Source organism: Paenibacillus sp. P4_A9 (assembly GCF_056402415.1).
In genome coordinates this window covers 39,712-65,643 of sequence record NZ_JBFUHL010000020.1, presented here as the reverse complement: position 1 = coordinate 65,643, position 25,932 = coordinate 39,712, and the positions used below count along the sequence as shown (strand labels likewise).

Genomic DNA, 25,932 nt, shown 5'->3' with positions numbered 1-25,932 from the left:
CGGTTGATCTGAAATACCGAATGCTGATAGTAAGCTTGTTAGCGGTCATGATTGTCATTCTTAATTTTTCACCTATTTTGGCTAGTGCGAAAGATGTGTATTATTCCAGTGAGGTAGCCGTTCTTGTCTATCACCACATTGACGAGCATGAACAGAGCTCAGTCACAATCACGCCGAGGCTGTTTGAGCGGCAGCTAGTATCGTTACAGCGCAAAGGCTTTCAATTCATTACCTTGGATCAATTTAAGGACTTCAAGAGCAATGGAAAAGCAATACCAGATAATGCGGTGCTCGTCACATTTGACGATGGCTACGAGAGCTTTTATACGTACGCATATCCTATTCTACAAAAACTACATATCCCAGCAGTGAATTTTGTCATCACGAAGGATCTGGATGATCCCACAAGGCCTAAGTTGGTGTCTCTATCCAAAGATGAGATTAGACAGATGCGTAGAGATGACCCCTATATTGAATTTCAAGGGCACTCTGATGAGCTTCATGCGATGAAAGATGGGAAACCAATGCTATCCAACAAGCTTATCCTCAATGGAGCGCTAGAAACTGAAGCTGAGTTTAAGAAGAGGGTTGTACAAGACACCCGCAATTGTATTGCCAAGCTCAAGGAGTTAAATGCTTCCAAGGATGTTGATTCCTACGCCTATCCGTACGGTAGTTACGATGATTTGACGATGTCCTACTTGCAAGAAGCAGGCATACAATATGCTTTTACTACGAAAGCAGGAATAGCTTCAGAATGGACGGATCCGATGCAAATTCCGCGAATCAACGGAGGAAGTCCCTTTGTTCGACCGTATTCCATTAGCAATTTGATTAAGCAAGCGAAGAGAGAGCAATCGCAATTTATAAGCTCCAAATGATTTCAAGTAAACGGTTTCAAAAAAGTGTTGACAGAATGAAACCGTATACATATAATAAAAGTACAGTATGGTTTCTCTCCACTCCTATCCGATAATCGCACCATAAGTGCAACCGCCGATTCGGCGGTTTTTTTTTGTCTTCTATTTGGTACAAACATACATATAAACCGAAAACGGTAGAACGTCGATAGTCATCCAGCACTAGAGATATGAACTTTATCCAACAATTTGTCGAATCTAGCAGGAATCTCGTGCCCAATCAAGAATAAGTAATAGGCTTATTATTTGCCAATTTCGGCATTCACATTTTTTTTACAAATACAACGCAACTTTTCACTCCAACAGAAGTAAAACATGTATGAACAGTTGGAGTGGTACCCGGTTTCGCGAGGAGGGTCGCCACGTAATGACCGATTCCCAATTGATCAGAGAAATCAAGGATGGAAATGTTCAGCTTTATGACGAGCTTATGCGTCGTTACGAGCGTAAAATCCTTGCATTTATTTATCACATGCTAAAGAGCACGCAAATGGAAGCAATCGCGGAAGATTTATGTAATGAAACATTTTATAAAGCATATCGCAGTCTGCATTCTTTCAGAGAGATCGAGGCATCTTTTTCCACGTGGTTATATACGATTGCCCGTAATACCGTATTGAGTGAGCTGCGCAAAAATAAAAGTGTCCAGGTGTCGTTGGAGCAAAGTGGTCTTACACCACATGCTTCCTTTGATGCGATGCCAGAGCAGGCCATGTTGAGGAACGAAAAGGTGTCCATGGTTCGCGATGCAATCAATAGCTTACCTGAAAAGCAGAGGTCAGCTTTGATCCTACGTGAATATGATCAAATGGATTATCAGGAAATTGCCAACATTTTAGGTCAAACCGTGAGCTCAGTGAAATCACTCTTATTTAGAGCGAGAGCATCTGTCAAGCTGCACCTAGATCCTTATTTCAGTGAACCGATATTCGAAGAATCGAAGGGATGACAAGCGATGAAGTGTAGTGAGATCCAGGAATTATTTGGAGTCTACTGGGATTTACCGAATGATGACCTGCGTCGTGCCGCCGTGGATAAGCATTTAGAAACGTGYGACTCCTGTGGAGAGGAATTTCAGATATGGGAAGAAAGCATGATTCTCATCCGGACGGCTGCAACAGACGAGGAGTTTACTGAATTTGAGCCTGTCGTTTCCTCTAAAGTGATGAGCCGGATTTACGAGGATGAATCATGGCGGATACCAGTTTCGGAACGGATGTATTCGATTTCCTATAAATTAAGACGTAACTTGACGGCAGTAATAGCTTTCTGCTTAGCTCTATTTGTTTTTAGCTTTTTGTTTGCTATCGTATATGATGGTTCGCCACAATCAACGATGGCTTCCGCGGAGAATTCACTCTACGACTTAGAAGCACCTCAAGCACTAAAATCTAGCGGTACAGAATCAATGAATGGTCATAAACTTGGTGATGCAGTGGCTAGTTTGAATCCAAGCTTCATGGAACCTTTACGCTTTCATGTAGGGCCAATTCATTCTTATCCGCACTACTTATTAGTCGTATCACTTCTTGGCTTAGTAGCAACCATTATTATCATGAATTGGTTATCACGAACGAAAACTTAATGCTCCTAATGGAGCATTTTGCATTTCTAGCGCTGGAGGTAAAGGAATGACAACAATAGGGTTCATACGCCACGGAAGCACAGAGTGGAACCGGCTAGGCAAGCTGCAGGGGCAGTTGGACACGGATTTGACAGACGAAGGCAGAGAGCAAGCTAGATTGCTAGGTCTGCGTTTGGCGCAGGAAAACTGGGATGGGATCATGAGTAGTGATCTTAAACGAGCGAGTGAAACTGCACAAATTATCTCTACCTTGTCTGGCATTCCGCTTCTGAGCTTAGATAAGCGCTTGAGAGAGCGCAAATACGGGTTGGTCGAAGGAACTACGGTCACAGAACGTGAAGAGCGCTGGGGAGCCGATTGGAAGCTCCAGGATCTGGGTCAAGAGTCGGATAACGAGCTGTGGGCTCGATGGATAGAGCTTGAGACGGAGATTTTGAAGACATACCCGAACAAGAAAGTGTTACTTATCTCTCACGGTGGCTTTATAGTTCAAGTGCTTCGTGTCTTGAAGTTGAATCAAGAGGAATTTCTGCAAAATACGTCATTGACCCTACTTTTGCGTAAGGCAGATCAATGGGATCTCCAGTTATATAATTGCTTAACCCATTTGCAAACGCCATCGGAAACGATGGTATGAAAGTAAGCATGACTCGTAAAGAGTCATGTTTTTTTGTTTTTCACGGAATATTTTCGGGAAAAAATCCCATAATGGTTACTAGAAACATTGGAGTAGAAAGCTCCGCCAGATGGGAGATGTAGGATGGAAATGAACCTAGCGGATATGCTCAGCTATGCCGATATCCATGAATTAGGCCGAATTGCACATACCTACGAGTGTGAGTGTAATGGTCATTCTAAGAATGAATTGATTCAATCGATCCTGAGCACGGCCATGCGCAAAGACATATTCGAAAAGCACATTCAAAGTCTTAGTTTGGAAAACATTCGATTTCTCAATTCCTTACTTTCCGATCCTCGCAATGCGTTTAGTATGGAGGAACTCATCGCTAGAGTTCAACTGTCACGATTTCAGAAGGAAGAGTCGTCAGAAGTTTGGAATCCGCGGGATATGATCCTCAAATTCAAGAAATTAGGTTGGCTTTTTAACGGGTATTCACAGCAAACGAAATTCCTGTTTCATGTTCCATCGGACTTAAAGCGTAGATTTAGTGATGTGCTGGCGAATCAATTCAAGCAAGTTTTGGTGAAAACAGAGGAGCCTACGGTCTATCGTGATGAGCAATTACTTCTAGTCGACGACATTTTTCATTTCTTAACTGCAGTTGCCCAGCAGGAACTGCCATTGACAACAGAAGGATTTATGTACAAAAGGCAGCTTCAGCAGCTCCTTAGTATTTTATCTGTGCAAGAGGTTATGGTGTCCAAAGGGACCTGGAGATTCGGTTACGGACGCATGTTTAAGGAATATCCAAATCGGTTTTCATTTATTTATGACTATTGCTATTACCACCAATTGATCAGTGAACATGACCTGGTGCTTCGTTTAACGGAGGCAGGTAAGTCACGATTACTGGAAGGAAAGAAAGAGTCACTAACGGATGTGTATGCATTTTGGATAAGGCTTTACAAGAATCCGATACCGAATATCCAAAGTATATCAGTTTGGATGGATCGACTCTGTGATCAATGGGTGACGATGGAGTCTATCGTTGATTTATTTAGTAAATTAGTTAAACCATTTTACTATGATAGCTCAGAATCGATTGTGGAGCAGCGTATAGTACAAATGATGATGCACTTGGGCTTGATTCGAATAGGAGAAGATCACACACATGGTGCTGTCATCCAGGTCACAAAACTAGGCTCTAAAGTCATTCGAGGGATCAGTATTGCTGAAGAAGACAAAGTAGTGATCTTCTGAGAACTAGGTATTAACACATTCCCGTTCAAACGGGCTTTTGAATGAAGCGTTGAATTAGCGTCTGAATATGATGTAAGAGGAGCATAACAACGGGTTGGCGTACACCAAAATGCAGACAGTTATTTTTGCGAAAAAGAAGCTCCTGACAAACCGCGGACAACATTTGGAGGTAGGTCTCATGGGAAAAATGAATGTATCTAACGATGCGCTGCTGGCACTTTTCGCGGAAATGATTTGGGATAATGCCTTACGCAAATATAGAGAAGAAAATCTTTATAAAGAAATTGACAGCGCCTTAGCTAAGGGAGATCAGGTATCCTTTCTGGCGCTAACTTCTGAACTAAGGATTTTACAATCACTAGGGTAATCATAGCTGCGCATGAAAAAGCAACAACGAAGACATGTGGATTTCAGTCCCATGTCTTTTTGTCTGTTTCCATTCGTTACAAAATGACAAATGATATCTTACAACTGGATTGACAGTCAAGAGAGGACGGATTAAAGTACAAGTTGAGCTAATGCTACATAGCCGATGTTGTTTTGGTAAATGATAGGRAGGCGTTAAACCTTGAAGTTTAATGATATTGCTGCACAAGAATGGACGGAATTGAAACCTTACTTAGATACGTGTCTTCTGCCGGTTACGGGATTGACAGGGTGTGAAGATCCGATGCAAGTAACCTCAGCATTGGAGCAGCTCCGGGATGTCATGGAAGTCATCGAGATTCCTTACAAGGGCAGAGTCGTCACCTATCCAGCTCTTCATTACATAGCTAGTTCAGGTACAAGTGAGCAATTGAATGAAATCGCTCATCAATTGAAGAAATCCGGATTTCGTTACATAATCGTGCTATCCATACATTCGGAAGCTATCGCTTGGAAATCCGCTGAAACGGATTTGCTGATTGTTGTCGATAAAGAGCAGTGGGCTCAGCAATCCGAGGCAATTAAATCAGGTATTTCTAAACAAGTACAGCAACTATGGTACCCTGTAGATTAACTTTGGTGATGTCGCGTATTAATGGAAAAAAAATGTGCAAGATAAGGGTAGTAATGGATGAATGTGGTTTGCAAAAAGTTGTGACAATTTCGTTAAAATTTGTTCAAAAGCGAAGATTTCAATTCAATAAAAGGAGTTATGAATTCTTGACGACCTAGTAGACGTAGGCTATTATTAGAAATGTCCTAGTAATGTAGTGTAATGTCGAACGACACGTGATAGAGGTAACTGATGTCCGAGAGGGATCGGACTTCGGACAATGTAGGAGGGTAGACCTGAGAATGAGTGATCATAACAATCACAATGAAGAACAGCATGGGAAGAAACCCGGGACCAAACGCGAAATGTCTCGTCGACAATTTCTTTCTTATACCCTTGGTGGCGCTGGTGGATTCATGGGAGCCGGAATTATCATACCGATGATTCGGTTTGCCATTGATCCAGTCCTTCAGTCAAAAGCAGCATCGGACTGGGTTAAAGTTGTCGAAGAAAGTAAAATTACAAATGTTCCACAAGCATTTACGTTTCAAGTCCATCAGGTAGATGGCTGGTACGAAAGTGATGCAGAGCTGGTAGCATGGATTTCCAAAGACAGTAAAGGTGCTCTCTTTGCGTTAAATCCGACATGTAAGCATCTTGGTTGTACCGTTAACTGGAACGATAACCCTGCTTACAAAGATCAGTATTTCTGTCCATGTCATGGTGCGCATTACACGCAAGACGGCAAGAACCTTGCTGTAGCACCTAAACCACTAGACGAATACACAACTAAAGTTGAGAATGGTTTCGTGTATGTTGGACAACTGCATGCTAACAGTAGAGTATAAGGGGGCGTCACGATCAGATGTTTAAAAACGTATACAACTGGATTGACGAACGTCTTGATATTACGCCTATGTGGAGGGATGTAGCGGATCACGAGGTGCCAGAACACGTTAACCCTGCTCATCACTTTTCTGCATTCGTTTATTGTTTTGGCGGATTGACGTTTTTCATCACAGTCATTCAAATTTTGTCAGGTATGTTTCTAACGATGTATTACACACCTGATATTATCAACGCATATGCAAGTGTTGATTACTTACAACATAAAGTAGCTTTCGGTGTTATCGTCAGAGGTATGCACCACTGGGGAGCTAGTTTAGTTATCGTAATGATGTTCTTACATACCCTGCGCGTGTTCTTCACAGGATCTTACAAAGCTCCACGTGAAATGAACTGGGTAGTAGGCATGCTCATTTTCTTCGTTATGTTAGGTCTTGGTTTTACGGGATACCTGCTTCCATGGGATAACAAAGCTTACTTTGCAACTCAAGTAGGTATGAAAATTGCAGCATCGGTACCATTCGCTGGTCCGTACATCGAAACATTGCTGCAAGGCGGAAGCATTGTTGGTGCACAAACACTAACTCGGTTCTTTGCTATTCATGTGTTCTTCCTGCCTGGCGTTCTGCTCGCTTTGCTTGCTGGACACTTCTTCATGATTCGCAAACAAGGTATTTCCGGACCGCTATAATTTAGGGAGGGGCGAATAGCGTGGCGCATGGTCATAAGTCTGATGAAAAAATCGTTTACGTTGGGGATTCCCGCGTAATTAAGAAAACGCAAGAGCAACGACTCATTCCTAAAGATTACTCTGCTTACCCAGGTAAATCAGAAGCCTTCATTCCTAACTTCTTGTTAAAAGAGTGGATGGTTGGTGTCGTTGTCTTGGTTGGTATGCTAGTACTAGTTATGTCCGACCCAGCTCCGTTAGGTTATCCTGCGGATCCGAAGAACACAGCATTTATTCCGATGCCGGACTGGTACTTCTTGTTCATGTATCAATTGCTGAAGTATCCATACACATCGGGTGATTACGTTGTTCTTGGAGCGGTTGTAGTACCAGGTTTACTATTTGGCGGTTTATTGCTGGCTCCATTCTTGGATACAGGTAAAGAGCGTCGCTTCTATAGAAGACCAATTGCTTCAAKCCTAATGATTCTATCTTTGATTGCTTGTACATTCCTAACGTACACATCTTGGGCACATTACCAAGTTGAGCTTGAAGAGAAAGGCATTATTCCAGAGCACATCAAGCGTGAAGAAGAAATGCACGCTAACAAAGGTGGCGCAGCTGGCGAGGGTGCGAAGAAAGAAACGAAAAAAGCGGCTGCAATCGTTGCTGCAGATGATCCAGGTGCTGCAATTTATGCGAAAGCAACTTGCTTATCTTGTCACGGCGCGCAACTAAAAGGAATGCCTGCTTCTGGTGTACCTGCTTTGTTAGGAACTGGCGATACGCATACGAAGGAAGACATTATGGGTATCATTAAAAATGGTAAAGGCAACATGCCTGCCATGTATAAGCCTAACATTGATAAAGGCTTAACAGATGCCGAAATCGATAAATTGGCTGATTGGTTATCCAAACAAAAAACTCAATAAAAACGGAACCTGGTCGCGAAAGTGATCAGGTTTTTTTTGGAAATATTCAAGTGTCTGCGTGTCAATCTTGATTCTTAAGGAGGAGCCTACATGTCCGTTTCCTATTTGTGGAGCAGAGACTTCTTACTTAGTAAGAAAATGCTGTGGTTGCTTTTCATTAGCAATTTGCTTGGGACTGTTTATGGCTACGAATGGTACTGGCTACAGATGGTAGACACAATTGCAGAAAGTCCAGTATGGTATGTGTTCTTCGTACCTGATAGTCCGACAGCAAGCTTGTTTTTCACACTTTCAGTTGGTTACTTGATCTTAGATCAATCCACAGCAAGACCATCGACTAAGCTTTCTAAGGCTATACGCGGCTTCATTGAAGCGCTCGGACTCATCACTTCATTTAAGTATGGGATATGGGCAGTTACAATGATCTGGGCAGGAGCCTGGCAGGGAGCAGCTGTTGGATGGGATGGATGGATGTTAACGGCTTCTCATTTGGCTATGGCCGTGGAAGCGCTGTTATTTGTTCGCTGGTTTTCTTTCCGACTGCTTGCCATTGTACTAGTGGCGGCCTGGACGTTCTGGAACGATTTCATGGACTATGAGCGTGGTGTCTTTCCGAGGTTACAGCAAGAGCTACATCCTTATTTGAGTACGATTCAGTTTTTTACCATATGCTTGAGTATCATTGGAATCTGGATTGCTATTACATCTCTGCTAGTGAGAGAGAAAAGATTGTTGAAAGATAACGCTTGATGGTCTAAAGTGGGACGAACCTCCATATGATGATGGTGAAGGAGGGGATGTCCCATGTTTTTCGTTAGATCGATAAGAGGGATAGCGGTAACATTCTTGCTTGGCGTTGTACTTTGTTTACTTGCGGCTTGCGGAGCAAACCAAAGTACAGTCGGACAAGCTAGTAAACCAATAGACCCAGCACAATTAGAGCGGATCAACTTTTTGAATCAAATCGCTGAAGAAATGTACACGTTGACCATGTCTGGCCAAGTTGCCGAGGCAAGAAATAAGTTGATTCAACTATCAGATCAAATTCCGAAAATTTCTTTTGAAGGAATTACGTCTGTTGAGGGCTTGAATGCATTGACAGAAACGGTCACTGGGGCAAAGCGGGTATATAATGCTGTCAATTACTCTCCTGCTGAAGGACAACTTGCTGTCGCCAAAATTCGCCTTGCGACTGATGCACTCTCACATAAAAACCAGCCGATGTGGCTGCAATACTATAAGGTGCTGCAAAATGATACTGAAATGCTAAGTTCGCACGTAAAGGCAAATAAGCAGCAGGAAGCGATCGAGGAATTTGGTAAGCTGTCACAGCATATCGCCGTTATTCATCCTTCACTTATCATTAGCCGAGATCCTTCTTCCGTCGAGAAGTTAGATTCACTAGTCGTTTTTATCCGAACAAATGTGAACGCAAAGCCAATGCCGATAAGACAGCTAGAAACTGGAATTGCCAATTTGAATCAGGTAGTGGATGAACTCTTTATGAAACATAAAGATGCACTGGCTTACGTGCCCTTCACAGATCCAAATCAACCAATTATCTGGTCGCTCAGCATGGGTGTCATTATTGTAGGTGTTTTATCCTATGTTGGTTGGCGTATGTACCAATCGGGCAGAGATATCGTACCTGTTAAGCAAATAAAGGAAAGCGAAAATAGATAACAGAATATAAAAAGCGAGTTAAGTAAGCTCAGAGTGAGCTGCTTAACCCGCTTTTTTGCATGTCCAGATAGAAGGGCATTAATGTGTTTTGAACCCTTCACCAATGACCTCATGCACATCACCAACGATGATGAAGGCGCGTGGATCAACCGCATGGATGATCTCCCGCATCCGCCTGGTTTCATGACGATAAACAACGCAATAAACAACTTCTTTGGTGTTACCTGAGTAAGCGCCTCTAGCAGGGAAGAGTGTCACTCCGCGATCTAAGACTTTGGTTATGGACTCGGCTAGAACACTCGGTTGTTCACTGATAATGGTAAAAGCTTTCGCGGCATACGCGCCTTCCGATATGTAATCAATAATCCGTGAAGTAACGAACACGGCAACGAGTGAATATAGCACTTTCTCTTTTGGTAAATAAAAGAGTGAAGAGCCAATGACCGCGACATCAATTACGAGAATGACTTGTCCGACGCTCCAGCCTCTTTTTTTATGACCGATGCGAGCTAAGATATCAGATCCACCGGTAGTTCCGCCGAAACGGAATACGAGCCCTAGACCAGTTCCAAGAGTAAGGCCCGCGTAGAGTGTTGCCAGAAAATAGTCCTGTGTGGTGTGAAATGGGACCAACCAACCCATATGAATCAGCCATTCCATCACCCAAAGAAAGAATGAAAGGCAAACTACGCCGAAAATCGTATACAGCATGGGTCCTTTACCGAAATTTCGCCATCCTAAGTAAAATAAAGGGATATTAAAGATCAACGTGGAGAGGGAAGGTGGGACATTTAGCACATATTTGAGCAAAAGGGAAATACCCGTTAATCCACCTTCCATCAGCTCATTCGAAATAACAAAATAGTGCAAACCAAATGCATAAATCGCGGTCCCAATCAGGATTCCCATCACATTCAGGAATTGATCGGCGAACCTTTCTTTGAAAATCATGCTTTTTCCTCCATGCCTAAGATACTTTTCTGTCTAACAAAAAATTTGTCAACTTTTCTCGTTTAGTTTAACATAAGGAGGATAACCTTTGTGAAGATGATGGAAAGAAGGATGCCAATGTCAGAGCGTACACTTAAAGACCTGCAACAAGAGGTTGATACTTATATTTCCCAGTTCAAGGAAGGATATTTCAGTCCCCTGTCAATGTTGGCGAGAATGTCGGAAGAAGTCGGTGAATTGGCGCGTGAGGTGAATCATTCTTACGGCGAAAAGCCGAAAAAGAGTACAGAAGCGGACAACTCGATCGAACTGGAGTTAGGTGATATTTTGTTCATCACGATCTGTTTTGCTAATTCACTTGGCATTGATCTGACCGAAGCTCATGATAAAATTATGCACAAGTTTAATACCCGTGACGCAGGGCGTTGGACTAAAATTAACACCGAAACAATCTGACCTTCATAAACTAAACCATCCCCACTAATCGGGAAAACCGCTTATGGCAAAGGAGGATGGGCAGATGAATGGAGAAAATCAAATACAGAAAGCATACGAATCCATACTTGGGCATGATTTTGAAAAGGCCATTGAATGGTTTGAAAAAGCGATAGCTGAAGAACCAAACAATGCTGCCTATCACCACAAATTATCCATTACTTTCGCAAGGAGTAATAAACTCATCAAAGCGGTGGAACATGCGTCAAGAGCAATTGAACTAGAACCGACGAATGAGGCGTTTCGCTTTCATTTACAAGTGTTAAATGCACGTGAGTTGGTTGAACAAGCTAGAAGACAACTCAATAGTCAATCGGCGCACGCGGAACGTGCTATTTTCCTACTGAAAGAAGCGATTGTTCTTGATCCATTAGCGATTGAAGCGTATCTTATTCTAGGTGAAGCCTTCGCCTTGCGAAAAGATTATACGAGAGCTTATCAAACCGTCATGGAGGCAGTCCGCTTAGAGCCGCATCACGAGCTAGCCAAGCAACATGCAACGATCTATCAGATGAAGATGAAATCAGAAATGGGTCCGAAACAAAGATAAAGGAGATCGTCACAATATGGAGCGTAAAATACGAGTAGCAGTCATCGGTGCAAGTGGAAGAATGGGTCGTGAGGTCGTGAAGACCGTTCTGCGAGAATCCGATATGGAATTAGTAGCAGGGGTAAGCCGTACCTCCGGCCCAATCGATCTGGGGAAAATGGTTGGAATGGATGAATGTGGTATTCTAATGGGTAATGACATCGAAAAAGTACTTACAGAATCCAAACCGGATGTATTAGTTGATTTTACAGGACCGCAAACGGCGATTTCACATACAAATCTTGCGATTCGCCTCGGGATTCGCCCTGTAATGGGGACCACAGGTTTCACCCCTCAGGCTATTGCTGACTTGGACATGCTATGCCGAGATAATAATCTGGGCGGATTAATTGCACCTAATTTTTCAATCGGGGCTATTCTGATGATGAGATTTGCTGCCCAAGCTTCGAAATATTTCCCGAACCTTGAAATTATTGAATACCACGGCGATCAGAAGCTAGATGCTCCATCTGGAACAGCAGTGAAGACGGCTGAGCTTATTTCAGAAGTACGTGAAGAAATTAAGCAGGGGAATCCGAAAGAAGAAGAAACAATTGAAGGTTCACGCGGTGGGTATTACAATGGATTCAGAATACATAGTGTGCGTTTGCCAGGTATATTTGCACAACAGGAAGTTATTATGGCTGAACAAGGTCAAGCGCTGAAAATTCGACATGACTCTTATGATCGTGCGGCATACATGCCAGGTGTGGCGATCGCGGTTCGTAAAGTTATGACATATACGGGAATGATTTATGGATTTGAGCATTTTATAGATTAAAGACCCCTAGGAGAGTGGAAGTCAGATGTTAAACATCGCACTTATTGCCCATGATCGAAAAAAAGATGAGATGGTGAATTTCGTTACTGCCTATGAGCATGTTTTCGAGGTGCACAAACTATATGCGACGGGTACGACAGGCACGCGCATTATGGAAAATACGCAATTAAGTATTCACCGTTTTATGTCTGGGCCGCTTGGTGGCGATCAACAGATAGGTGCGATGGTTGCTCAAAATGAAATGGATTTAATCATCTTCTTGCGCGATCCATTAATGGCTCAACCGCACGAGCCTGATATTATCGCTTTACTGCGCTTGTGTGACGTACAGGGGATTCCGTGTGCCACGAATATTGCATCAGCAGAGCTTCTTGTAAGAGCGCTAGATCGTGGAGATTTTGCATGGAGAGAACTCGTACATAAATATAAACCAGGTGTAGATTCGAATGAGTGATCGACTGGATATTCTCATATTTGGTGCCCATGCGGATGACGCTGAGATTGGGATGGGCGCAACCATTGCCAAGCATACCGAGCGTGGACTGCGAGTAGGACTCTGTGAACTGACATATGCGGAGATGTCTTCCAATGGGACCGTTGAAGCCCGACTTGAAGAGGCCGCTGAGGCTGCGAAAATTCTTGGGGTAACAGCTCGCACGAATCTTGGATTACCAGATCGTGGTTTGTTCGTCACCGCAGCTAATATCGAACGGATTACACAAGAGATCAGGAAGTTCCGTCCTAGAATTGTTTTCGCGCCATATTGGCAAGACCGCCATCCCGATCATATTGCGTGTTCAACGCTGGTTCAGGAAGCTGTTTTTAATGCGAAGCTGCGAAAATATTTACCGGACACAGAAGCAGTGAATGTCGAGCAAGTCTTTTTCTATTTTATAAATGATGTGTATGAAGCCAATGCAATCGTAGATGTAACAGATACTTATGATAAAAAAATGGCAGCTCTGCGTGCGTATCGGTCACAATTTGTTACGGGTACTAACACCGTTGCGACGCCACTCAATCAAGGTTATGTCGAACGTGTAGAAGCTCGTGATCGACTCATGGGTCAAAAGCGTCAACTGACGTACGCGGAAGGGTTCGTTTCCAAACTCCCCTTGGTGATAGAACATTTTGATTGATCGGAAAGAGGTGTGGAGATGAAAGACAAATTAAAGATTGGTATTACCTGTTATCCGACTCTAGGTGGATCAGGAGTTGTTGCGACAGAGCTAGGGAAGCTGCTCGCTGAAAAAGGACATGAAGTTCACTTTATTACACACAGCATGCCGTTTCGCTTGGGTAAATTTCATAAAAATATTTATTATCATGAAGTGGAAGTCAGTCAATATTACGTCTTCCGTTATCCGCCCTATGATCTTTCACTCGCTAGTAAATTAGCTCAGGTTGCCAAAATGGAGGAGCTTGATTTACTCCATGTGCATTACGCGATTCCACATGCGGTTTGTGCCTTGCTTGCGAAGCAAATGGTGGGTACGAACCTGAAGGTTGTCACAACGCTCCACGGAACAGATATTACCGTTCTCGGGCAGGATCAATCTATTTCGGATCTTATTCGTTATGCAATTAATGAGAGTGATGCCGTAACAGCTGTATCCAAGGATCTGATTAAAGAAACACGTGAATTGTTAGCCATTGATCGTGATATTGATTTGACCTATAACTTTGTTGATAAACGGGTGTACTACCCGCGAGATATATCGAAGCTAAGAGGCGAATTCGCGAGACCGGATGAGAAAATCCTCATCCATATTTCCAATTTCCGACCTGTGAAACGCGTTCAGGATGTTGTGGATATTTTCGCAAAGGTCAGCAAGGAAGTGCCGTCCCGACTTTTATTTGTAGGGGAAGGACCGGATCTTTCGAAAATAATTTCGAAGGTGAAGGAGCTAGGACTTTCGGATAAAGTAACATTCTGTGGAAAACAGGACGATGTGGCTCAAGTGATTTCCCTTGCAGACGTCATGCTGCTTCCTTCTGAGAAAGAAAGCTTCGGACTTGTCGCGCTAGAAGCGATGGCTTGCGGAGTGCCAACAATTGGATCCAATGCCGGCGGAATTCCTGAACTGATTACACATGGTGAAACTGGATATTTAGCTGAAGTGGGAGATACGACGCAAATGGCCGCTTACGCGATCAATCTGCTGAAAAATCAAGTGCTGTATGAACAAGTGGCACAAAATTGTTTGAATCGCGCGCGGTATACATTCTGTAACGATATAACCACACTTCAGTATGAAGAAATTTATTATCGTGTATTAGGGAGAGAGCTCCCTGAATCACATCGGATTTCAGCATCTTCTTGTCAATAATGATGCTTGTTGGATAGGAGAATTAAGTTGGACGGAAGTAAGGGAATGAATGATCCAGGTGCTTCGCAAGTATTGATGAGACTAATGGAAGCTGGATATGAGGCTTATTTGGTCGGAGGCTGCGTGCGCGATGCTGTACTTCAGCGGCCTATTAAGGACGTCGATATCGCGACTTCAGCACTGCCTGAGCAAGTAATTCAGATTTTTCAGCGCACAGTGCCGACGGGTCTTCAACATGGGACTGTTACAGTTCTGGTAGCTCAGGGAACCTATGAGGTAACTACCTTTCGTAAGGAGGCAGCGTACGAAGGCTTTCGCCGTCCTGCCTCTGTTGAATATATTTCGGATTTAACCGAGGATTTGAAACGAAGGGATTTCACAATGAACGCTATGGCCATGGATGGGGCTGGCGTTCTGCAGGATCCTTTCGGCGGACAGAATGATCTGGCCGCTGGTATACTCCGCTGCGTAGGCGTTGCGGAGGAACGGTTCGGCGAAGATGCGCTGCGCATGCTTCGCTGTATTCGTTTCGCCTCGACCTACGGTCTTGAGATCGAGGCTAGCACTTGGAAAGCGCTGCTGGCGAATGCGCCATTGCTGCGCCACATTGCTATGGAGCGCGTGCGCAGCGAGCTGCAGCGCATGGTCGAAGGCCCAGCCCCTGCGAGGGCTGTTCGGCTATTGCTGGCGAGCGGCCTTCTGGCCCACCTCAAAAAGCAGCTGCCGCTGCCTTTTGAGGCTTGGCTCGCCTGGAATGACGCGCTGGACGCTGTCAGCGCGCTAGAGGAGCAGCATGACCGCTGGGCCATGCTGCTAATGCTCCTGGAGGTGCCAGCGGACGTAGTCCGCGCGGCGCTCCAGGAGCTGACCTTCTCCCGCGCCGATGGCGCAGCGGTCGCGGAAGTGCTTGCCCTGCGCGACGCTGTCGCCGCGCAGGCAATGGCGGATGACCCGGCTCCGCTGGAGCGGGTCTGGAAGCTTGGCGCGGTGCGCCGCGGCGAAGCCGCAGCCCGCGCGTTACTGCGGCTGCTGCGCGAGCTGCCGCAGGTTGATGAGAAACGCGGCGAGTTAGCGCGCTTCTTGGTTAGCGCCGCGCCGGAGCTGCTGCGGCGCGGGGAGGCTTGGCTGAAGGAGGTCCCCTGCTTCAGCCTGAAGGAACTCGCCATATCCGGCCAGGATGTGGCTGGGGCACTGGATCGGCAGCCGGGCCCATGGATGGGCTTGCTACTGCAGGAACTGCTCGAGCGTGCCGCGCTCGGGGAAATCCCGAATGAGCGCGAGGCTCTAATTCACGCCGCGCAGGCTGCGAAGTAGCAGCGCTGTGCGGTTTTTCTTTTGAATGGCCTTTGAAGCCATTGAAGTTAACTTGAATTAACCTTCAAGTTCCATCGCATTCTCACCTCTCATCGAATAACTGGAAAAACTACAGTAATATTTCCTAATTCTCTCTTGGAATCGCGAATAACTGGAGAATCTCCAGTTATTTCAAGATTTTCTTGCGAAAAAGGAAGAATTGGTCAGAAATAACATCATAAAATCCAGTTATTTTTAATTTCACCACTTTTTCAGCACAAATAACTGTATGAAATCCAGTTATTTGTGAAAGGCTGGCGGCATGGGGGTAGCTTGTACGCCTTAGGGGCATTTCGACATAACTCCTATTCGTAGGTTGATTCTTTTTCTCCAGAAATCAAGCGCGCTACTATGTGGGCTGCTATAGATCAAACTAAAAGATTGCGAGTGAAATCGTATGAATGAACGAATTTTAGAACTTTTTGGGCAATCTCCGGAAACGTATGTATCCGGTGCGGAAATCAGTCGGAGGATAGGTGTGAGCCGAACTGCGATTTGGAAGCACATTGAGGAGCTCCGAGCGGAAGGCTATGCATTCGAAGCAGCTCCGCGTAAGGGCTATCGTCTGATTAGTAAGCCAGCGAAGTGGCAGGTCAGCGAGCTGATGAACGGAATGAAAACGAAGGTGCTGGGCCAGAAAATACATATCTATGATGAAGTAGACTCCACTCAGACGATCGCGCATAAGCTGGTGGCTTCAGGGGCTTCTGAGGGCACGATTGTGCTTGCGGAGAGGCAGACAGCTGGGAGAGGCCGTATGGGGCGCAGCTGGCATTCTCCGTCGGGTAAGGGGATATGGTTAAGTCTTATTTTAACACCGCGAATTCCTGTCTATTTTATGCCGCAGCTAACCCTACTTAGCGCTGTTGCCCTTTGTCGTGCGATTCAAAAGATGTGCCATGTCGAAATAGGCATTAAATGGCCTAATGATCTTCTGATTCATGGGAAGAAGGTTAGTGGTATTTTGCTGGAAAGCAGTGGTGAGGATGAGCGCTTGAAGTATGTTATCGCAGGCATTGGCATCAGTGTGAATTTGTTAGTGGAGGACTATCCGGAAGAGTTGCGCTCGATTGCTACTTCCTTAGCGATTGAGTCCGGTGGTGAGGTTTCCCGTGAAGGTTTAGTTCAAGCTTTTCTTCTGGAATTTGAGGACATGTATACCCTCTACATGGAAAAAGGATTTGCTCCGATTCGATTGCTGTGGGAGGCCTTAAGTGTGACATTGAAAAGGCCGATTCGTACACAAACGCCTTCAGGCTTGATTGAAGGTATCGCTGATTCCTTAGATGATTCAGGTGCTTTGACTGTTATCACCCCAACCGGTGAGCGGATTAAAATTTACTCCGGTGACATTGAGCTTAAGTAGTGGGAGATAAAGGGTATCCGAGAAGAGTAAGCTTTGGTATAATAGAAGCATAAGGCGGTATCCTTAAAGGAACTGCACTTGTAAGTTGATTAGTGAATAACCCGAAACAAGATGTTGGATTCTGCTCTGAGCCTTATAGGACCGAGACAGAGGGATCATTGATTCTTTCTGCATGCGCTCCTTTTAGCTCTTAGCTAAAAGGTTTTTTATTTTATATGAGGAAGCTGGGATTACTGTGGAACAACGTAAGGCGCTAACAACAGCAAAGATGAGAAAAATGAAGCAAGACGGCGTACCGATTACGATGGTGACGGCCTACGATTATCCTTCAGCACGTTTGTCGGAGGAAGCGGGTATCGATGTCATTTTAGTTGGAGATTCACTTGGGAATGTCGTGTTAGGGTATGATTCCACGTTGCCGGTAACGCTAGATGACATGGTGTATCATACACGTGCAGCCGTTCGAGGTGCCGCGAATACGTTTGTGGTCGCAGATATGCCATTCTTAACGTACCACGGCAGCTTAGACGCAACCTTGCAAGGCGTAGGACGTTTGATGCGTGAAGGCGGAGCTAAGGCGGTTAAATTGGAAGGTGGCACAGAGATCGCGGCCACGGTCAAAGCAATTACAGATGCAGGCGTACCTGTCGTGGGCCATCTAGGTTTAACCCCACAGTCGGTTCACCAACTCGGTGGTTTCCGTGTCCAAGGGCGCAGCTCAGAGCAAGCGAAGAAGCTGTTGAGTGATGCGAAGGCCATTGAAGAGGCAGGAGCTTTTGCAGTTGTGTTAGAGCTCGTGACCGATGAATTGGCCGCATGGATCACGAAACAGCTTTCGATTCCTACAATCGGAATCGGGTCTGGCGTGCATTGTGATGGGCAAGTACTCGTGTATCATGATCTGCTGCAGTATGGTTCTGACAGTGCTCCCAGAAAGTTTGTTAAAGCCTATGCAAATATCGGGGAAACTATCCGTACAGGGATTGGCGAATATGTGAAAGAAGTGAAGGCGCGGACGTTCCCAGCGCAAGAAAATACATTTCATATGGACAACGATGTTGTTCAATATCTATACGGCGATAAGGAGTGATTGGCCATGGAAGCGATCCACACAATGGAAGTGGTACAGACAATTGCTGATTTAAGGGCACGTATTAAAGATTATCGTCGCAAAAACGATCAAACCGTCGGCTTTGTGCCGACGATGGGATTTTTGCATGAGGGGCATGTCAGCCTACTCAAAAAAGCTCGTTCCCAAAGTGGATTAGTCGTGTTGAGTATCTTTGTAAATCCTTTGCAGTTCGGTCCTGGTGAGGATTTTGAACGGTATCCGCGCAATACAGAGAAGGACTTAGCGGTTGCAGAGGCCGCAGGTGTGGATTTGGTGTTCATGCCATCGGTTGACGAGATGTACCCATCACCGACACGCACCACGGTAAGTGTATCGGAAGTCACGACTAGATTGTGCGGTGCTTCACGACCTGGACATTTTGATGGTGTTGCTACGGTAGTAAGCAAATTGTTTCATATTGTACAGCCTGATCAAGCCTTCTTCGGTTTAAAAGATGCCCAACAAGTCGCTGTCATTGAGCAGATGGTACATGATTTAAATCTACCAGTTGAAATCGTGCCTTGCCCGACCTTGCGGGAAACCGATGGACTCGCGATGAGCTCACGGAATGTGTATCTATCCGATGAAGAGCGTAAGCAAGCGTTGGTTTTGTCGCAGTCCTTACAGAAGGCGAAGGAATTCATCCAAAGAAAGTCATCATCATCATTTACATCACAAGAGTTAGAAAACCTTGTCCAAGCTCATATTCAAACGGCACCATTAGCCGTTATCGACTACGCACAAGTACTGTCATACCCAACTTTAGAGCCTTTTGAACATAGCCATTCTATTTCTACTCTGATTATCGCTTTGGCTGTAAAGTTCGGAAAAACACGTTTAATTGATAATCTTATCCTACAAGTCAGGAAGTGACGTCTTATGTTTCGCACAATGATGAAAGCGAAGATTCACCGCGCCACGGTTACAGAGGCGAATTTAAACTATATCGGCAGCATCACGATTGATGAGGATTTGATCGACCTTGTAGATATGCTCCCCAATGAGAAAGTGCAAATTGTGAACAATAACAACGGTGCACGCCTTGAAACGTATATTATTCCAGGGCCGCGCGGCACGGGAGTTGTATGTTTGAACGGAGCGGCAGCTAGGCTTGTCCAAACTGGGGATACTATCATTATCGTTTCTTATGCCATGATGAGTGACGAGGAAGCCAGAAAGCATCAACCAACGGTTGCGATCATGGGTGCCAACAACAAAGTGGCTCAGCTTTTAAAAGAAGAAGAGCATTCGACTGTTCTGTAAGAGGAGCACCGTACCAACGTCCATGCATGAAATCGTCTCCGTTTACAAAGAATGAGGGTAAGCTTTCGAAGCAAAGGTGGGGATGCCAAATGTTTAAGCATTTATTTTCCACAATGAATGAGGTTTTGGAAGAAATCCAGAAGGAATATCCGAACAGTGATGTGGAGAAAAAGGCGGAGCTCGACGAACAATTGCAAGTGCTAAAAACGATGAGTGATGAATTTATCGAGGCGTGGCTGCTTTTTGAGGAGAAGCTGGGAAAGTTCTATGGGGCGGCGCCGATCAGTACCAAAACCTTACATGATGAATTGATGGAGCTCGACGTGTCCGGAAAGCAAACCGAAGAATTCATGCGTGGGCAAGGGTATTACAAGCTGTACATGTATGATCAAGCGATCAAAGAATTCGAGGTGCTGATCCAAAGGCAGCCAGATTTCTTGTTAGCTCGGGTTTATCTAGCGATGGGTCATTTGCGAAAAGGGGAGTTTGGTGATGCGTATCAGCACTTCAAATTCCTTCTGCCACTGACGGAAAATTCAAAGATGAAAGCTATCTCCTATAACGCAATGGGCTGTATTCAAGTGCAGAATCAGAACCTGGAGAAGGCTTTCGAATATTTTCAAAAAGCGTATCATACGGACCCCTCTTGTATGGAGCCGTTTATCAATCTTGATGAGTCCTAACTCGTAACGGCAAAACAAGGTATTCCCTTTTCCTAATCAGATTTGGTATGCTAGGAGAAGTGCAGGACGAAGGGATTGAAGATAGACGTTATGAAATTTGCTGTTTTGGATTTTGAAACGACAGGAAGTCAGCCTGGGGACGAAATTATTCAGGTTGGACTCGTCATCATAGATCAATTTGAAATTACAGACAGGTATACTTCTCTGGTAAACCCAGGGATTGGTATACCTTCTTCGATTACAACCTTAACGGGGATAACGAATGAGATGGTTGCTGACGCGCCGTCACTCGATTCGGTGATGACTGACATGTTTCCTTTGCTGTTTGACTGTGTGCTTGTTGCGCATCAAGCGGCATTTGACTTGTCATTCTTGCAACGAGGACTTACGAGAACGGGATATCCGCCATTCTCAGGACGCGTTCTAGACACTATGGATATGCTGCGGATCTTATTTCCGTCCATCTCCAGTCTTCAACTAAGCATGGTAGCTGCCTTATTTGGCATAGACCATGAAAGACCGCATCAAGCAGACAGTGACGCGGAAGTCACGGCCTTGATTTGGATCCAATGTCTGGATCGTTTATTGGGACTGCCTCTCTTGACCGTACAAAGGCTGAACAACATTTTCGAAAACGGTAACACCGATTTAGGTTGGTTCCTCGACGAAATTTGTTTATATAAAGAGTCCGTGATAGCTGTCGATATGGATACGAATCGTTACTTCCGTCAATTTACATTGAATGTGACAGATTGGGGGGAGGAAGAGGAGCTGCGCTCGGAATTCGAAGTAACAGAAGCGTTGGGGGCATCTTTTCAAGCGTTCCAGCAGGGATTGAAATCCGCGCTTCAGCAACGATTTGAGGTCTATGAGGATCGTGAATCACAGGATCAAATGATTCTGGAAGTGGAGAAGTCTCTTGAGGCTGATCAGCATTTGATGATCGAAGCAGGTACAGGCACGGGGAAATCACTTGGGTACTTAATCCCATCGATTTATTACGGCTTGAAATATGAGAAGAAAGTGGTCGTTTCCACACATACGATTAATTTGCAGGAGCAGCTTCGCGAGCGTGATATTCCTTTATTAAAAGAAATCTTTCCTGTGCCTTTTAAAGCCGCAGTCCTCAAGGGAAGAAGTCACTATCTGTGCCTTCGCAAATTTGAAACGAAGCTAACCACGCGGGATTATGAGAATGGCAGGGAAGACCCTATAACCGCCGCGCAAATGGTTGTCTGGCTAAGTGAAACGGAACATGGAGACGAAGAAGAATTGCATTTTGGCAACAAAGGTGCCCAATTCTGGTACACGGTTGCAAGTGATACGGATTCATGCTTAAACCGAATGTGCCCTTGGTATAAGAAGTGCTTCTATCACCGCGCTCGTAATGACGCCAACACGGCTGATGTGATCATCACGAACCATTCCCTCCTTTTTACAGATATGAAGGCTGAGAACCGCCTTCTACCGTCCTACAAGCAGCTTGTGATTGATGAAGCGCATCACTTTGAAGAAGTAGCGAGTAAGCACCTGGGAATTGAGCTGCATGCTTCAGCGTTCTATCATTCCTTATTGTGGTTGTATAAGGATAACCGAAGCGGCCAGCTTCCCATGCTGCGTTTCCGTTTGCAGAAAGCGGATGAAGCGCAAGAGCGTGTAGCAGGTTGGAGTCAAACCATCGATGGATTATTCCCGAAAATCATTTCGATCAAAGAGGATTGGGAGCGTTTAAGCGAAGCTCTGTATGAGTTGGTTTCTTCAGGCAGTGATCCTTCGCAATCGGAAACTTCACAATATGTGCTCCGGTTGAAGCCAGATACGCTGCCTTCTAATTGGCGTGAACTGCTAATTATGGAGGATAACATTTATCTGAATGCGAATGATCTTCTGCGTACCTTGGATAAATTGTTGAATGAACTGAAGGAGCATCAAGACGGACTTGGCGTACAAGGGTTAGTGACCGATCTGAATGGAACAGTGAAAGAATTGTATGCACATCGGGATGCGCTTCATTTCTTTATGAAAATGGCAGATGAAGGTTATGTTTATTGGATCGAAGCCGGCACCTATGCGAAAGCCAAATCGGTCCAGCTTATTTCCGTACCAACGGATGTAAGCAGCTTACTGCAACAGCACTTCTTTGAGACAAAAGATAGTATCATCCTGACATCTGCGACACTCTCTGTGAATAAATCGTTCCAATACTCGGCGGAGCAATTAGGGTTAGCAATTCCTGCGGATGAAGAGTCGGGCAAGCTGAAAACGGTTCAATTGCCATCTCCTTTTAACTACCGGGAGCAGGCATTGGTTGTAATTCCACGTGATTTCCCAACGATTAAAGGAGCGGGCGAATACGTTTTTATTGAAGCACTTATCGCTTCACTGAGTGATGTGGCGCAGGTGACAAAGGGTAGAATGTTAGTCCTATGTACGTCGAATCGGATGCTGAAGCTTGTTCATGCCGGTATGAAGGAGAAACTGAGTCCTCATGGCATCACAGTGCTCGGACAGGGTGTTGACAGTGGCAATCGCAGCAAGTTGACCCGTATGTTCCAAGATAACAAAATGTGCGTGCTGTTAGGTACCAGCTCGTTCTGGGAGGGTGTGGATATCCCAGGTGATGCACTTAGTTGTCTGGCGATCATACGTCTGCCCTTTCAGCCGCCAAATCATCCACTTGTTGAAGCCAAATGTGAAAATATTAAGAAACGGAATGAGAATCCGTTTATGAAATTTTCTGTGCCGCAGGCTGTTATTCGGTTTAAGCAGGGCTTTGGTCGTCTTGTGCGGAGAGCGTCAGACAAAGGGATCGTTATCATTTATGATACACGTGTTATTGAAACGTATTATGGCAAGCACTTCCTCTATTCGTTGCCTGGTCCGAAGATAGAGCACATGACGTGCGAACAAATGCTGCCGAGGATTGAGCAATGGATGGGGGGGGCCTAAATACGTGAAAACACAAAAGATTTCGGAAGCAGTCGTCCGCAGATTACCCATTTATTTACGTTATTTAAACGAATTACAATCAAATAATATATCAACCGTGTCTTCTCAGGATTTAGGTCAGAAGCTGGATCTGAATCCTGCTCAGATTCGAAAGGATTTGGCTTATTTCGGGGAGTTTGGCAAAAAAGGAATCGGATATGATATCAATTATCTGGTTGAGAAAATTCGGCAGATCCTTAAATTAGATCGACATATCCAAGTTGCGCTCGTTGGAGCAGGAAATCTAGGAAGAGCTTTATGCAATTATAATACGTACTTACGAAATGATATGAAAATTGTAGCGTTGTTCGATGCGATGCCTGCGAAGACAGGCGAAGTTATTAATAACTTGGTTGTGCTTCCCATGGATAAAATGAAGTCTGTTCTGGCTGAACTTGGCGTTCGAATCGGTATTATTACCGTGCCTGCGAACGAAGCACAAAATGTAGCCAATGAATTTGTTGCTTGTGGTATTGAAGCCATCTTGAATTTTGCGCCCGTCATCATCAAGGTACCACCAGATGTGCGCGTGCATTATGCGGATTTTACAACAGAACTACAAAGTTTGGCCTACTATCTGGATTAGCATGAAAAAGGCACGACCCGCGCAGCTTCAGCGGGTCGTGCCTTTTTCATGTTTATTACATAATTAAGCGGAAGATCGTAAAGTAAAGCGTGTAAGCCAGCACCATTGAGATCGGAATCGTAATGATCCAAGTAATTAACATTCGACCAACAGTACCCCATTGAACTTCATGGAAACGCATGACACTGCCTGTTCCGATGATCGCGGAGGAAATGACATGCGTTGTTGATAATGGTTTACCAATGAAGGTTGAGATTTGAATGACAATTGAAGACGTCAAGTCGGCGGCAAAGCCGTTAATCGGTTCAATTTTCACGATTTTACCTGAAACGGTTTTAATAATACGCCAACCACCAATCGAGGTTCCAAGTCCCATTGCAAGTGCAGCAGAGATTTTAACCCAAAGAGGTACTTCTAAATCAGTTTGATAGCCAGCTGCGACGAGACCAAATACGATAATCCCCATCGCCTTTTGTGCATCGTTACCACCATGGGAATACGAAAGTAATCCCGCAGATAGGATTTGTAAGGTGCGAAATCCACGATTTAGCTTGGATCTAGACGTATTACCTGACCAAATAACGATATATTTGATCAATACCATGATGAGATAACCTAGAACGAAAGCAATGATAGGCGATAAAATTAGAATAATAATAATTTGCGTAAAACCACTCCAATTCACGCCATTCATACCAGCTCCTGCAATAACGGCACCAGCTAAGGCACCAAGCAGAGTGTGAGAGGAGGAAGAAGGGATGGACAAATACCAAGTTAGCAAGTTCCAAATGATGGCCGCTAGTAAAGCAGCAATCACGACTTCAACACCGTTCTCGATCTTAGCGGGATTGGCAATACTTCCTCCAACCGTTTTGGCTACTTCTGAGGAAACCATAGCTCCTACAAAATTTAGAGTAGCCGCCATGATAATCGCAACACGAGGGCTTAGCGCCCGTGTAGATATCGAAGTCGCAATGGCATTGGCCGTATCATGGAATCCATTGATGAAGTCGAATAGTAGAGCTAGTGCAACGATCACTATTAAATAAGTTAACATGAATTCCTCCTTGCGTTTTCCATTGGAAAACGTTCTTCGAACACAAAGACAGTTGTCTTAGGAGTAGCGAAGGACAACACTATCTAGAATGTTGGCAACATCTTCACAAGCATCGGTTGTTTCTTCAAGACGCTCATAAATTTCTTTGAGTTTAAAATCTTCGTACACGTCTTTACGTGTGATAAAGATTTGACGGATCCCTTCGCGCATCAAGCGATCACCATCATTCTCAAGCTTGTTTATAGCAACGGTATGCTCCGGAATTTGCATATACTTTTTCTTTGCCAGCAGCTTGAAGGCATCTAACATATGTTGACAGGAGTCAACAATTACGAGTGAGAAATCTTTCATATAGGAATCTGTATGAGAAACATTCAAATAGTCGAAGCGAGCAATCGTTGCCTCAATCCCGTCTGTGACATCATCCACTTTGGAAGCCAGAACCATAATATCTTCCCGATCGATCGGGGTGATAAATACTTTATTCAGACCTCTGAAGATGTCATGCGTAATCGAGTCGCCTGCATGCTCCAAATCATGAATTGATGTAACATACTCAATCGGCGGTTTATCACCCATCATAGCGGTGCGAAACAGTTGTGCTGTTTGCAAAGCATTCTCTGCAGCACGGATAAGAAGTTGCAAGAAATCGACTTCGTTCTTTCTGCTGAATAACGTTGTCATAGAATCCTCCTAATGTTTACTATATGTACAAGTTTTTAAACGAATTTGTAAATCGAAAATGACCAAATTGTAGAAAAAACTCACAATGTTTAAAGTATCATATACATTAGGTCTAAAGCAACGAAAATTCCGTGACATTTTACAATTTCTTAACATCATTGGAATCATGCGCAGCTTCCTTGATTTTACAAGCTTGAA

The 25,932-nt window shown here is 44.6% G+C and carries 29 protein-coding genes; 26 read left to right on the top strand and 3 right to left on the bottom strand.

All coding sequences use genetic code 11. The features are described 5' to 3' along the window. The first annotated feature begins 20 nt into the window (after window positions 1–20). From AC1DVJ_RS15205 to AC1DVJ_RS15150, 12 genes are all read left to right on the top strand, one after another. On the top strand, window positions 21–881 hold the full coding sequence (locus AC1DVJ_RS15205; protein ID WP_477592051.1) for a polysaccharide deacetylase family protein: 861 nt from the start codon (window positions 21–23) through the stop codon (window positions 879–881). A gap of 406 nt (window positions 882–1,287) precedes the next feature. Then, window positions 1,288–1,869 (top strand): RNA polymerase sigma factor, encoded by a 582-nt coding sequence (locus AC1DVJ_RS15200; protein WP_477592049.1) that lies wholly within the window; start codon window positions 1,288–1,290, stop codon window positions 1,867–1,869. Window positions 1,870–1,875: 6 nt separating this feature from the next. Next, window positions 1,876–2,505: an anti-sigma factor family protein gene (locus tag AC1DVJ_RS15195; protein ID WP_477592047.1), complete on the top strand. Its 630-nt coding sequence runs from the start codon at window positions 1,876–1,878 to the stop codon at window positions 2,503–2,505. Between the two features lie 46 nt (window positions 2,506–2,551). Further along, window positions 2,552–3,142 carry a histidine phosphatase family protein gene (locus AC1DVJ_RS15190; RefSeq protein WP_477592045.1) on the top strand — a complete coding sequence of 197 codons (591 nt, stop codon included), beginning with the start codon at window positions 2,552–2,554 and terminating at the stop codon, window positions 3,140–3,142. 123 nt (window positions 3,143–3,265) lie between these two features. Continuing rightward, window positions 3,266–4,387 (top strand): hypothetical protein, encoded by a 1,122-nt coding sequence (locus AC1DVJ_RS15185; protein ID WP_477592043.1) that lies wholly within the window; start codon window positions 3,266–3,268, stop codon window positions 4,385–4,387. Window positions 4,388–4,565: 178 nt separating this feature from the next. After that, window positions 4,566–4,754 (top strand): IDEAL domain-containing protein, encoded by a 189-nt coding sequence (locus AC1DVJ_RS15180; RefSeq protein WP_477592041.1) that lies wholly within the window; start codon window positions 4,566–4,568, stop codon window positions 4,752–4,754. A gap of 201 nt (window positions 4,755–4,955) precedes the next feature. Beyond that, window positions 4,956–5,387 carry a DUF2487 family protein gene (locus AC1DVJ_RS15175; RefSeq protein WP_477592039.1) on the top strand — a complete coding sequence of 144 codons (432 nt, stop codon included), beginning with the start codon at window positions 4,956–4,958 and terminating at the stop codon, window positions 5,385–5,387. Between the two features lie 281 nt (window positions 5,388–5,668). Beyond that, entirely contained in the window at window positions 5,669–6,214 is a 546-nt protein-coding gene (locus AC1DVJ_RS15170; RefSeq protein ID WP_477592037.1) for a QcrA and Rieske domain-containing protein, read from the top strand. A gap of 17 nt (window positions 6,215–6,231) precedes the next feature. Continuing rightward, a complete protein-coding gene (qcrB, locus tag AC1DVJ_RS15165; protein WP_028554311.1) occupies window positions 6,232–6,903 on the top strand; it encodes a menaquinol-cytochrome c reductase cytochrome b subunit in 672 nt (223 codons plus the stop codon). A gap of 20 nt (window positions 6,904–6,923) precedes the next feature. Beyond that, on the top strand, window positions 6,924–7,814 hold the full coding sequence (locus AC1DVJ_RS15160; protein ID WP_477592035.1) for a c-type cytochrome: 891 nt from the start codon (window positions 6,924–6,926) through the stop codon (window positions 7,812–7,814). A gap of 90 nt (window positions 7,815–7,904) precedes the next feature. Beyond that, entirely contained in the window at window positions 7,905–8,564 is a 660-nt protein-coding gene (locus tag AC1DVJ_RS15155; protein WP_477592033.1) for a DUF1405 domain-containing protein, read from the top strand. Between the two features lie 54 nt (window positions 8,565–8,618). Next, the gene (locus AC1DVJ_RS15150; protein WP_477592031.1) at window positions 8,619–9,497 is read left to right on the top strand and encodes a sporulation protein YpjB; all 879 of its coding nucleotides are present in this window, start codon (window positions 8,619–8,621) and stop codon (window positions 9,495–9,497) included. Between the two features lie 78 nt (window positions 9,498–9,575). On the opposite strand, the gene AC1DVJ_RS15145 is transcribed toward AC1DVJ_RS15150, so the two are convergent. Continuing rightward, window positions 9,576–10,448 carry a YitT family protein gene (locus AC1DVJ_RS15145; RefSeq protein WP_477592029.1) on the bottom strand — a complete coding sequence of 291 codons (873 nt, stop codon included), beginning with the start codon at window positions 10,446–10,448 and terminating at the stop codon, window positions 9,576–9,578. 117 nt (window positions 10,449–10,565) lie between these two features. Between AC1DVJ_RS15145 and AC1DVJ_RS15140 the strand changes: the two genes are divergently transcribed. From AC1DVJ_RS15140 to AC1DVJ_RS15075, 14 genes are all read left to right on the top strand, one after another. After that, window positions 10,566–10,904 carry a nucleotide pyrophosphohydrolase gene (locus AC1DVJ_RS15140; RefSeq protein WP_477592105.1) on the top strand — a complete coding sequence of 113 codons (339 nt, stop codon included), beginning with the start codon at window positions 10,566–10,568 and terminating at the stop codon, window positions 10,902–10,904. Between the two features lie 64 nt (window positions 10,905–10,968). Continuing rightward, the gene (locus tag AC1DVJ_RS15135) at window positions 10,969–11,493 is read left to right on the top strand and encodes a tetratricopeptide repeat protein (protein WP_477592027.1); all 525 of its coding nucleotides are present in this window, start codon (window positions 10,969–10,971) and stop codon (window positions 11,491–11,493) included. Between the two features lie 16 nt (window positions 11,494–11,509). After that, entirely contained in the window at window positions 11,510–12,313 is an 804-nt protein-coding gene (gene dapB / locus AC1DVJ_RS15130; protein ID WP_477592025.1) for a 4-hydroxy-tetrahydrodipicolinate reductase, read from the top strand. 25 nt (window positions 12,314–12,338) lie between these two features. Further along, window positions 12,339–12,767 (top strand): methylglyoxal synthase, encoded by a 429-nt coding sequence (locus tag AC1DVJ_RS15125; protein ID WP_477592023.1) that lies wholly within the window; start codon window positions 12,339–12,341, stop codon window positions 12,765–12,767. Further along, entirely contained in the window at window positions 12,760–13,452 is a 693-nt protein-coding gene (gene bshB1, locus AC1DVJ_RS15120) for a bacillithiol biosynthesis deacetylase BshB1 (RefSeq protein ID WP_477592021.1), read from the top strand. Before AC1DVJ_RS15125 ends, bshB1 begins: the two co-directional genes overlap by 8 nt. Window positions 13,453–13,470: 18 nt before the next feature. Next, complete coding sequence (gene bshA / locus AC1DVJ_RS15115) at window positions 13,471–14,643, top strand: N-acetyl-alpha-D-glucosaminyl L-malate synthase BshA (RefSeq protein WP_477592019.1); 1,173 nt, start codon at window positions 13,471–13,473, stop codon at window positions 14,641–14,643. A gap of 45 nt (window positions 14,644–14,688) precedes the next feature. After that, on the top strand, window positions 14,689–15,957 hold the full coding sequence (locus AC1DVJ_RS15110; RefSeq protein WP_477592017.1) for a CCA tRNA nucleotidyltransferase: 1,269 nt from the start codon (window positions 14,689–14,691) through the stop codon (window positions 15,955–15,957). Window positions 15,958–16,393: 436 nt separating this feature from the next. After that, complete coding sequence (locus AC1DVJ_RS15105; protein WP_477592015.1) at window positions 16,394–17,362, top strand: biotin--[acetyl-CoA-carboxylase] ligase; 969 nt, start codon at window positions 16,394–16,396, stop codon at window positions 17,360–17,362. Window positions 17,363–17,597: 235 nt separating this feature from the next. Then, the gene (gene panB, locus AC1DVJ_RS15100) at window positions 17,598–18,452 is read left to right on the top strand and encodes a 3-methyl-2-oxobutanoate hydroxymethyltransferase (protein ID WP_477592013.1); all 855 of its coding nucleotides are present in this window, start codon (window positions 17,598–17,600) and stop codon (window positions 18,450–18,452) included. A gap of 24 nt (window positions 18,453–18,476) precedes the next feature. Then, window positions 18,477–19,346: a pantoate--beta-alanine ligase gene (gene panC, locus AC1DVJ_RS15095; RefSeq protein WP_477592103.1), complete on the top strand. Its 870-nt coding sequence runs from the start codon at window positions 18,477–18,479 to the stop codon at window positions 19,344–19,346. 6 nt (window positions 19,347–19,352) lie between these two features. Continuing rightward, window positions 19,353–19,736 carry an aspartate 1-decarboxylase gene (panD, locus tag AC1DVJ_RS15090; RefSeq protein WP_477592011.1) on the top strand — a complete coding sequence of 128 codons (384 nt, stop codon included), beginning with the start codon at window positions 19,353–19,355 and terminating at the stop codon, window positions 19,734–19,736. Window positions 19,737–19,825: 89 nt separating this feature from the next. Continuing rightward, window positions 19,826–20,419 carry a tetratricopeptide repeat protein gene (locus AC1DVJ_RS15085; protein ID WP_477592009.1) on the top strand — a complete coding sequence of 198 codons (594 nt, stop codon included), beginning with the start codon at window positions 19,826–19,828 and terminating at the stop codon, window positions 20,417–20,419. Between the two features lie 90 nt (window positions 20,420–20,509). Beyond that, the gene (dinG, locus tag AC1DVJ_RS15080; protein ID WP_477592101.1) at window positions 20,510–23,368 is read left to right on the top strand and encodes an ATP-dependent DNA helicase DinG; all 2,859 of its coding nucleotides are present in this window, start codon (window positions 20,510–20,512) and stop codon (window positions 23,366–23,368) included. 4 nt (window positions 23,369–23,372) lie between these two features. Beyond that, window positions 23,373–23,993, top strand: a complete 621-nt coding sequence (locus AC1DVJ_RS15075) for a redox-sensing transcriptional repressor Rex (RefSeq protein WP_477592007.1) — start codon at window positions 23,373–23,375, stop codon at window positions 23,991–23,993. A 55-nt stretch (window positions 23,994–24,048) separates the two neighbouring features. On the opposite strand, the gene AC1DVJ_RS15070 is transcribed toward AC1DVJ_RS15075, so the two are convergent. Then, the gene (locus AC1DVJ_RS15070; protein ID WP_477592005.1) at window positions 24,049–25,050 is read right to left on the bottom strand and encodes an inorganic phosphate transporter; all 1,002 of its coding nucleotides are present in this window, start codon (window positions 25,048–25,050) and stop codon (window positions 24,049–24,051) included. A 57-nt stretch (window positions 25,051–25,107) separates the two neighbouring features. Further along, window positions 25,108–25,734, bottom strand: a complete 627-nt coding sequence (locus tag AC1DVJ_RS15065; RefSeq protein ID WP_477592004.1) for a DUF47 domain-containing protein — start codon at window positions 25,732–25,734, stop codon at window positions 25,108–25,110. Window positions 25,735–25,932 lie beyond the last annotated feature (198 nt).

Bases quoted from the DNA above. Each gene is read 5' to 3' on its own strand.
- AC1DVJ_RS15105 (WP_477592015.1), top strand. From the start codon at position 16,394: ATGAATGAACGAATTTTAGAACTTTTTGGGCAATCTCCGGAAACGTAT.
- AC1DVJ_RS15070 (WP_477592005.1), bottom strand. From the start codon at position 25,050: ATGTTAACTTATTTAATAGTGATCGTTGCACTAGCTCTACTATTCGAC.
- qcrB (WP_028554311.1), top strand. From the start codon at position 6,232: ATGTTTAAAAACGTATACAACTGGATTGACGAACGTCTTGATATTACG.
- AC1DVJ_RS15125 (WP_477592023.1), top strand. From the start codon at position 12,339: ATGTTAAACATCGCACTTATTGCCCATGATCGAAAAAAAGATGAGATG.
- AC1DVJ_RS15150 (WP_477592031.1), top strand. From the start codon at position 8,619: ATGTTTTTCGTTAGATCGATAAGAGGGATAGCGGTAACATTCTTGCTT.
- AC1DVJ_RS15135 (WP_477592027.1), top strand. From the start codon at position 10,969: ATGAATGGAGAAAATCAAATACAGAAAGCATACGAATCCATACTTGGG.
- AC1DVJ_RS15170 (WP_477592037.1), top strand. From the start codon at position 5,669: ATGAGTGATCATAACAATCACAATGAAGAACAGCATGGGAAGAAACCC.
- AC1DVJ_RS15140 (WP_477592105.1), top strand. From the start codon at position 10,566: ATGTCAGAGCGTACACTTAAAGACCTGCAACAAGAGGTTGATACTTAT.
- dapB (WP_477592025.1), top strand. From the start codon at position 11,510: ATGGAGCGTAAAATACGAGTAGCAGTCATCGGTGCAAGTGGAAGAATG.
- bshA (WP_477592019.1), top strand. From the start codon at position 13,471: ATGAAAGACAAATTAAAGATTGGTATTACCTGTTATCCGACTCTAGGT.
- panC (WP_477592103.1), top strand. From the start codon at position 18,477: ATGGAAGTGGTACAGACAATTGCTGATTTAAGGGCACGTATTAAAGAT.
- AC1DVJ_RS15110 (WP_477592017.1), top strand. From the start codon at position 14,689: ATGAATGATCCAGGTGCTTCGCAAGTATTGATGAGACTAATGGAAGCT.
- AC1DVJ_RS15065 (WP_477592004.1), bottom strand. From the start codon at position 25,734: ATGACAACGTTATTCAGCAGAAAGAACGAAGTCGATTTCTTGCAACTT.
- AC1DVJ_RS15185 (WP_477592043.1), top strand. From the start codon at position 3,266: ATGGAAATGAACCTAGCGGATATGCTCAGCTATGCCGATATCCATGAA.
- panD (WP_477592011.1), top strand. From the start codon at position 19,353: ATGTTTCGCACAATGATGAAAGCGAAGATTCACCGCGCCACGGTTACA.
- AC1DVJ_RS15155 (WP_477592033.1), top strand. From the start codon at position 7,905: ATGTCCGTTTCCTATTTGTGGAGCAGAGACTTCTTACTTAGTAAGAAA.
- dinG (WP_477592101.1), top strand. From the start codon at position 20,510: ATGAAATTTGCTGTTTTGGATTTTGAAACGACAGGAAGTCAGCCTGGG.
- bshB1 (WP_477592021.1), top strand. From the start codon at position 12,760: ATGAGTGATCGACTGGATATTCTCATATTTGGTGCCCATGCGGATGAC.
- AC1DVJ_RS15085 (WP_477592009.1), top strand. From the start codon at position 19,826: ATGTTTAAGCATTTATTTTCCACAATGAATGAGGTTTTGGAAGAAATC.
- AC1DVJ_RS15205 (WP_477592051.1), top strand. From the start codon at position 21: ATGCTGATAGTAAGCTTGTTAGCGGTCATGATTGTCATTCTTAATTTT.
- AC1DVJ_RS15180 (WP_477592041.1), top strand. From the start codon at position 4,566: ATGGGAAAAATGAATGTATCTAACGATGCGCTGCTGGCACTTTTCGCG.
- AC1DVJ_RS15190 (WP_477592045.1), top strand. From the start codon at position 2,552: ATGACAACAATAGGGTTCATACGCCACGGAAGCACAGAGTGGAACCGG.
- AC1DVJ_RS15200 (WP_477592049.1), top strand. From the start codon at position 1,288: ATGACCGATTCCCAATTGATCAGAGAAATCAAGGATGGAAATGTTCAG.
- AC1DVJ_RS15145 (WP_477592029.1), bottom strand. From the start codon at position 10,448: ATGATTTTCAAAGAAAGGTTCGCCGATCAATTCCTGAATGTGATGGGA.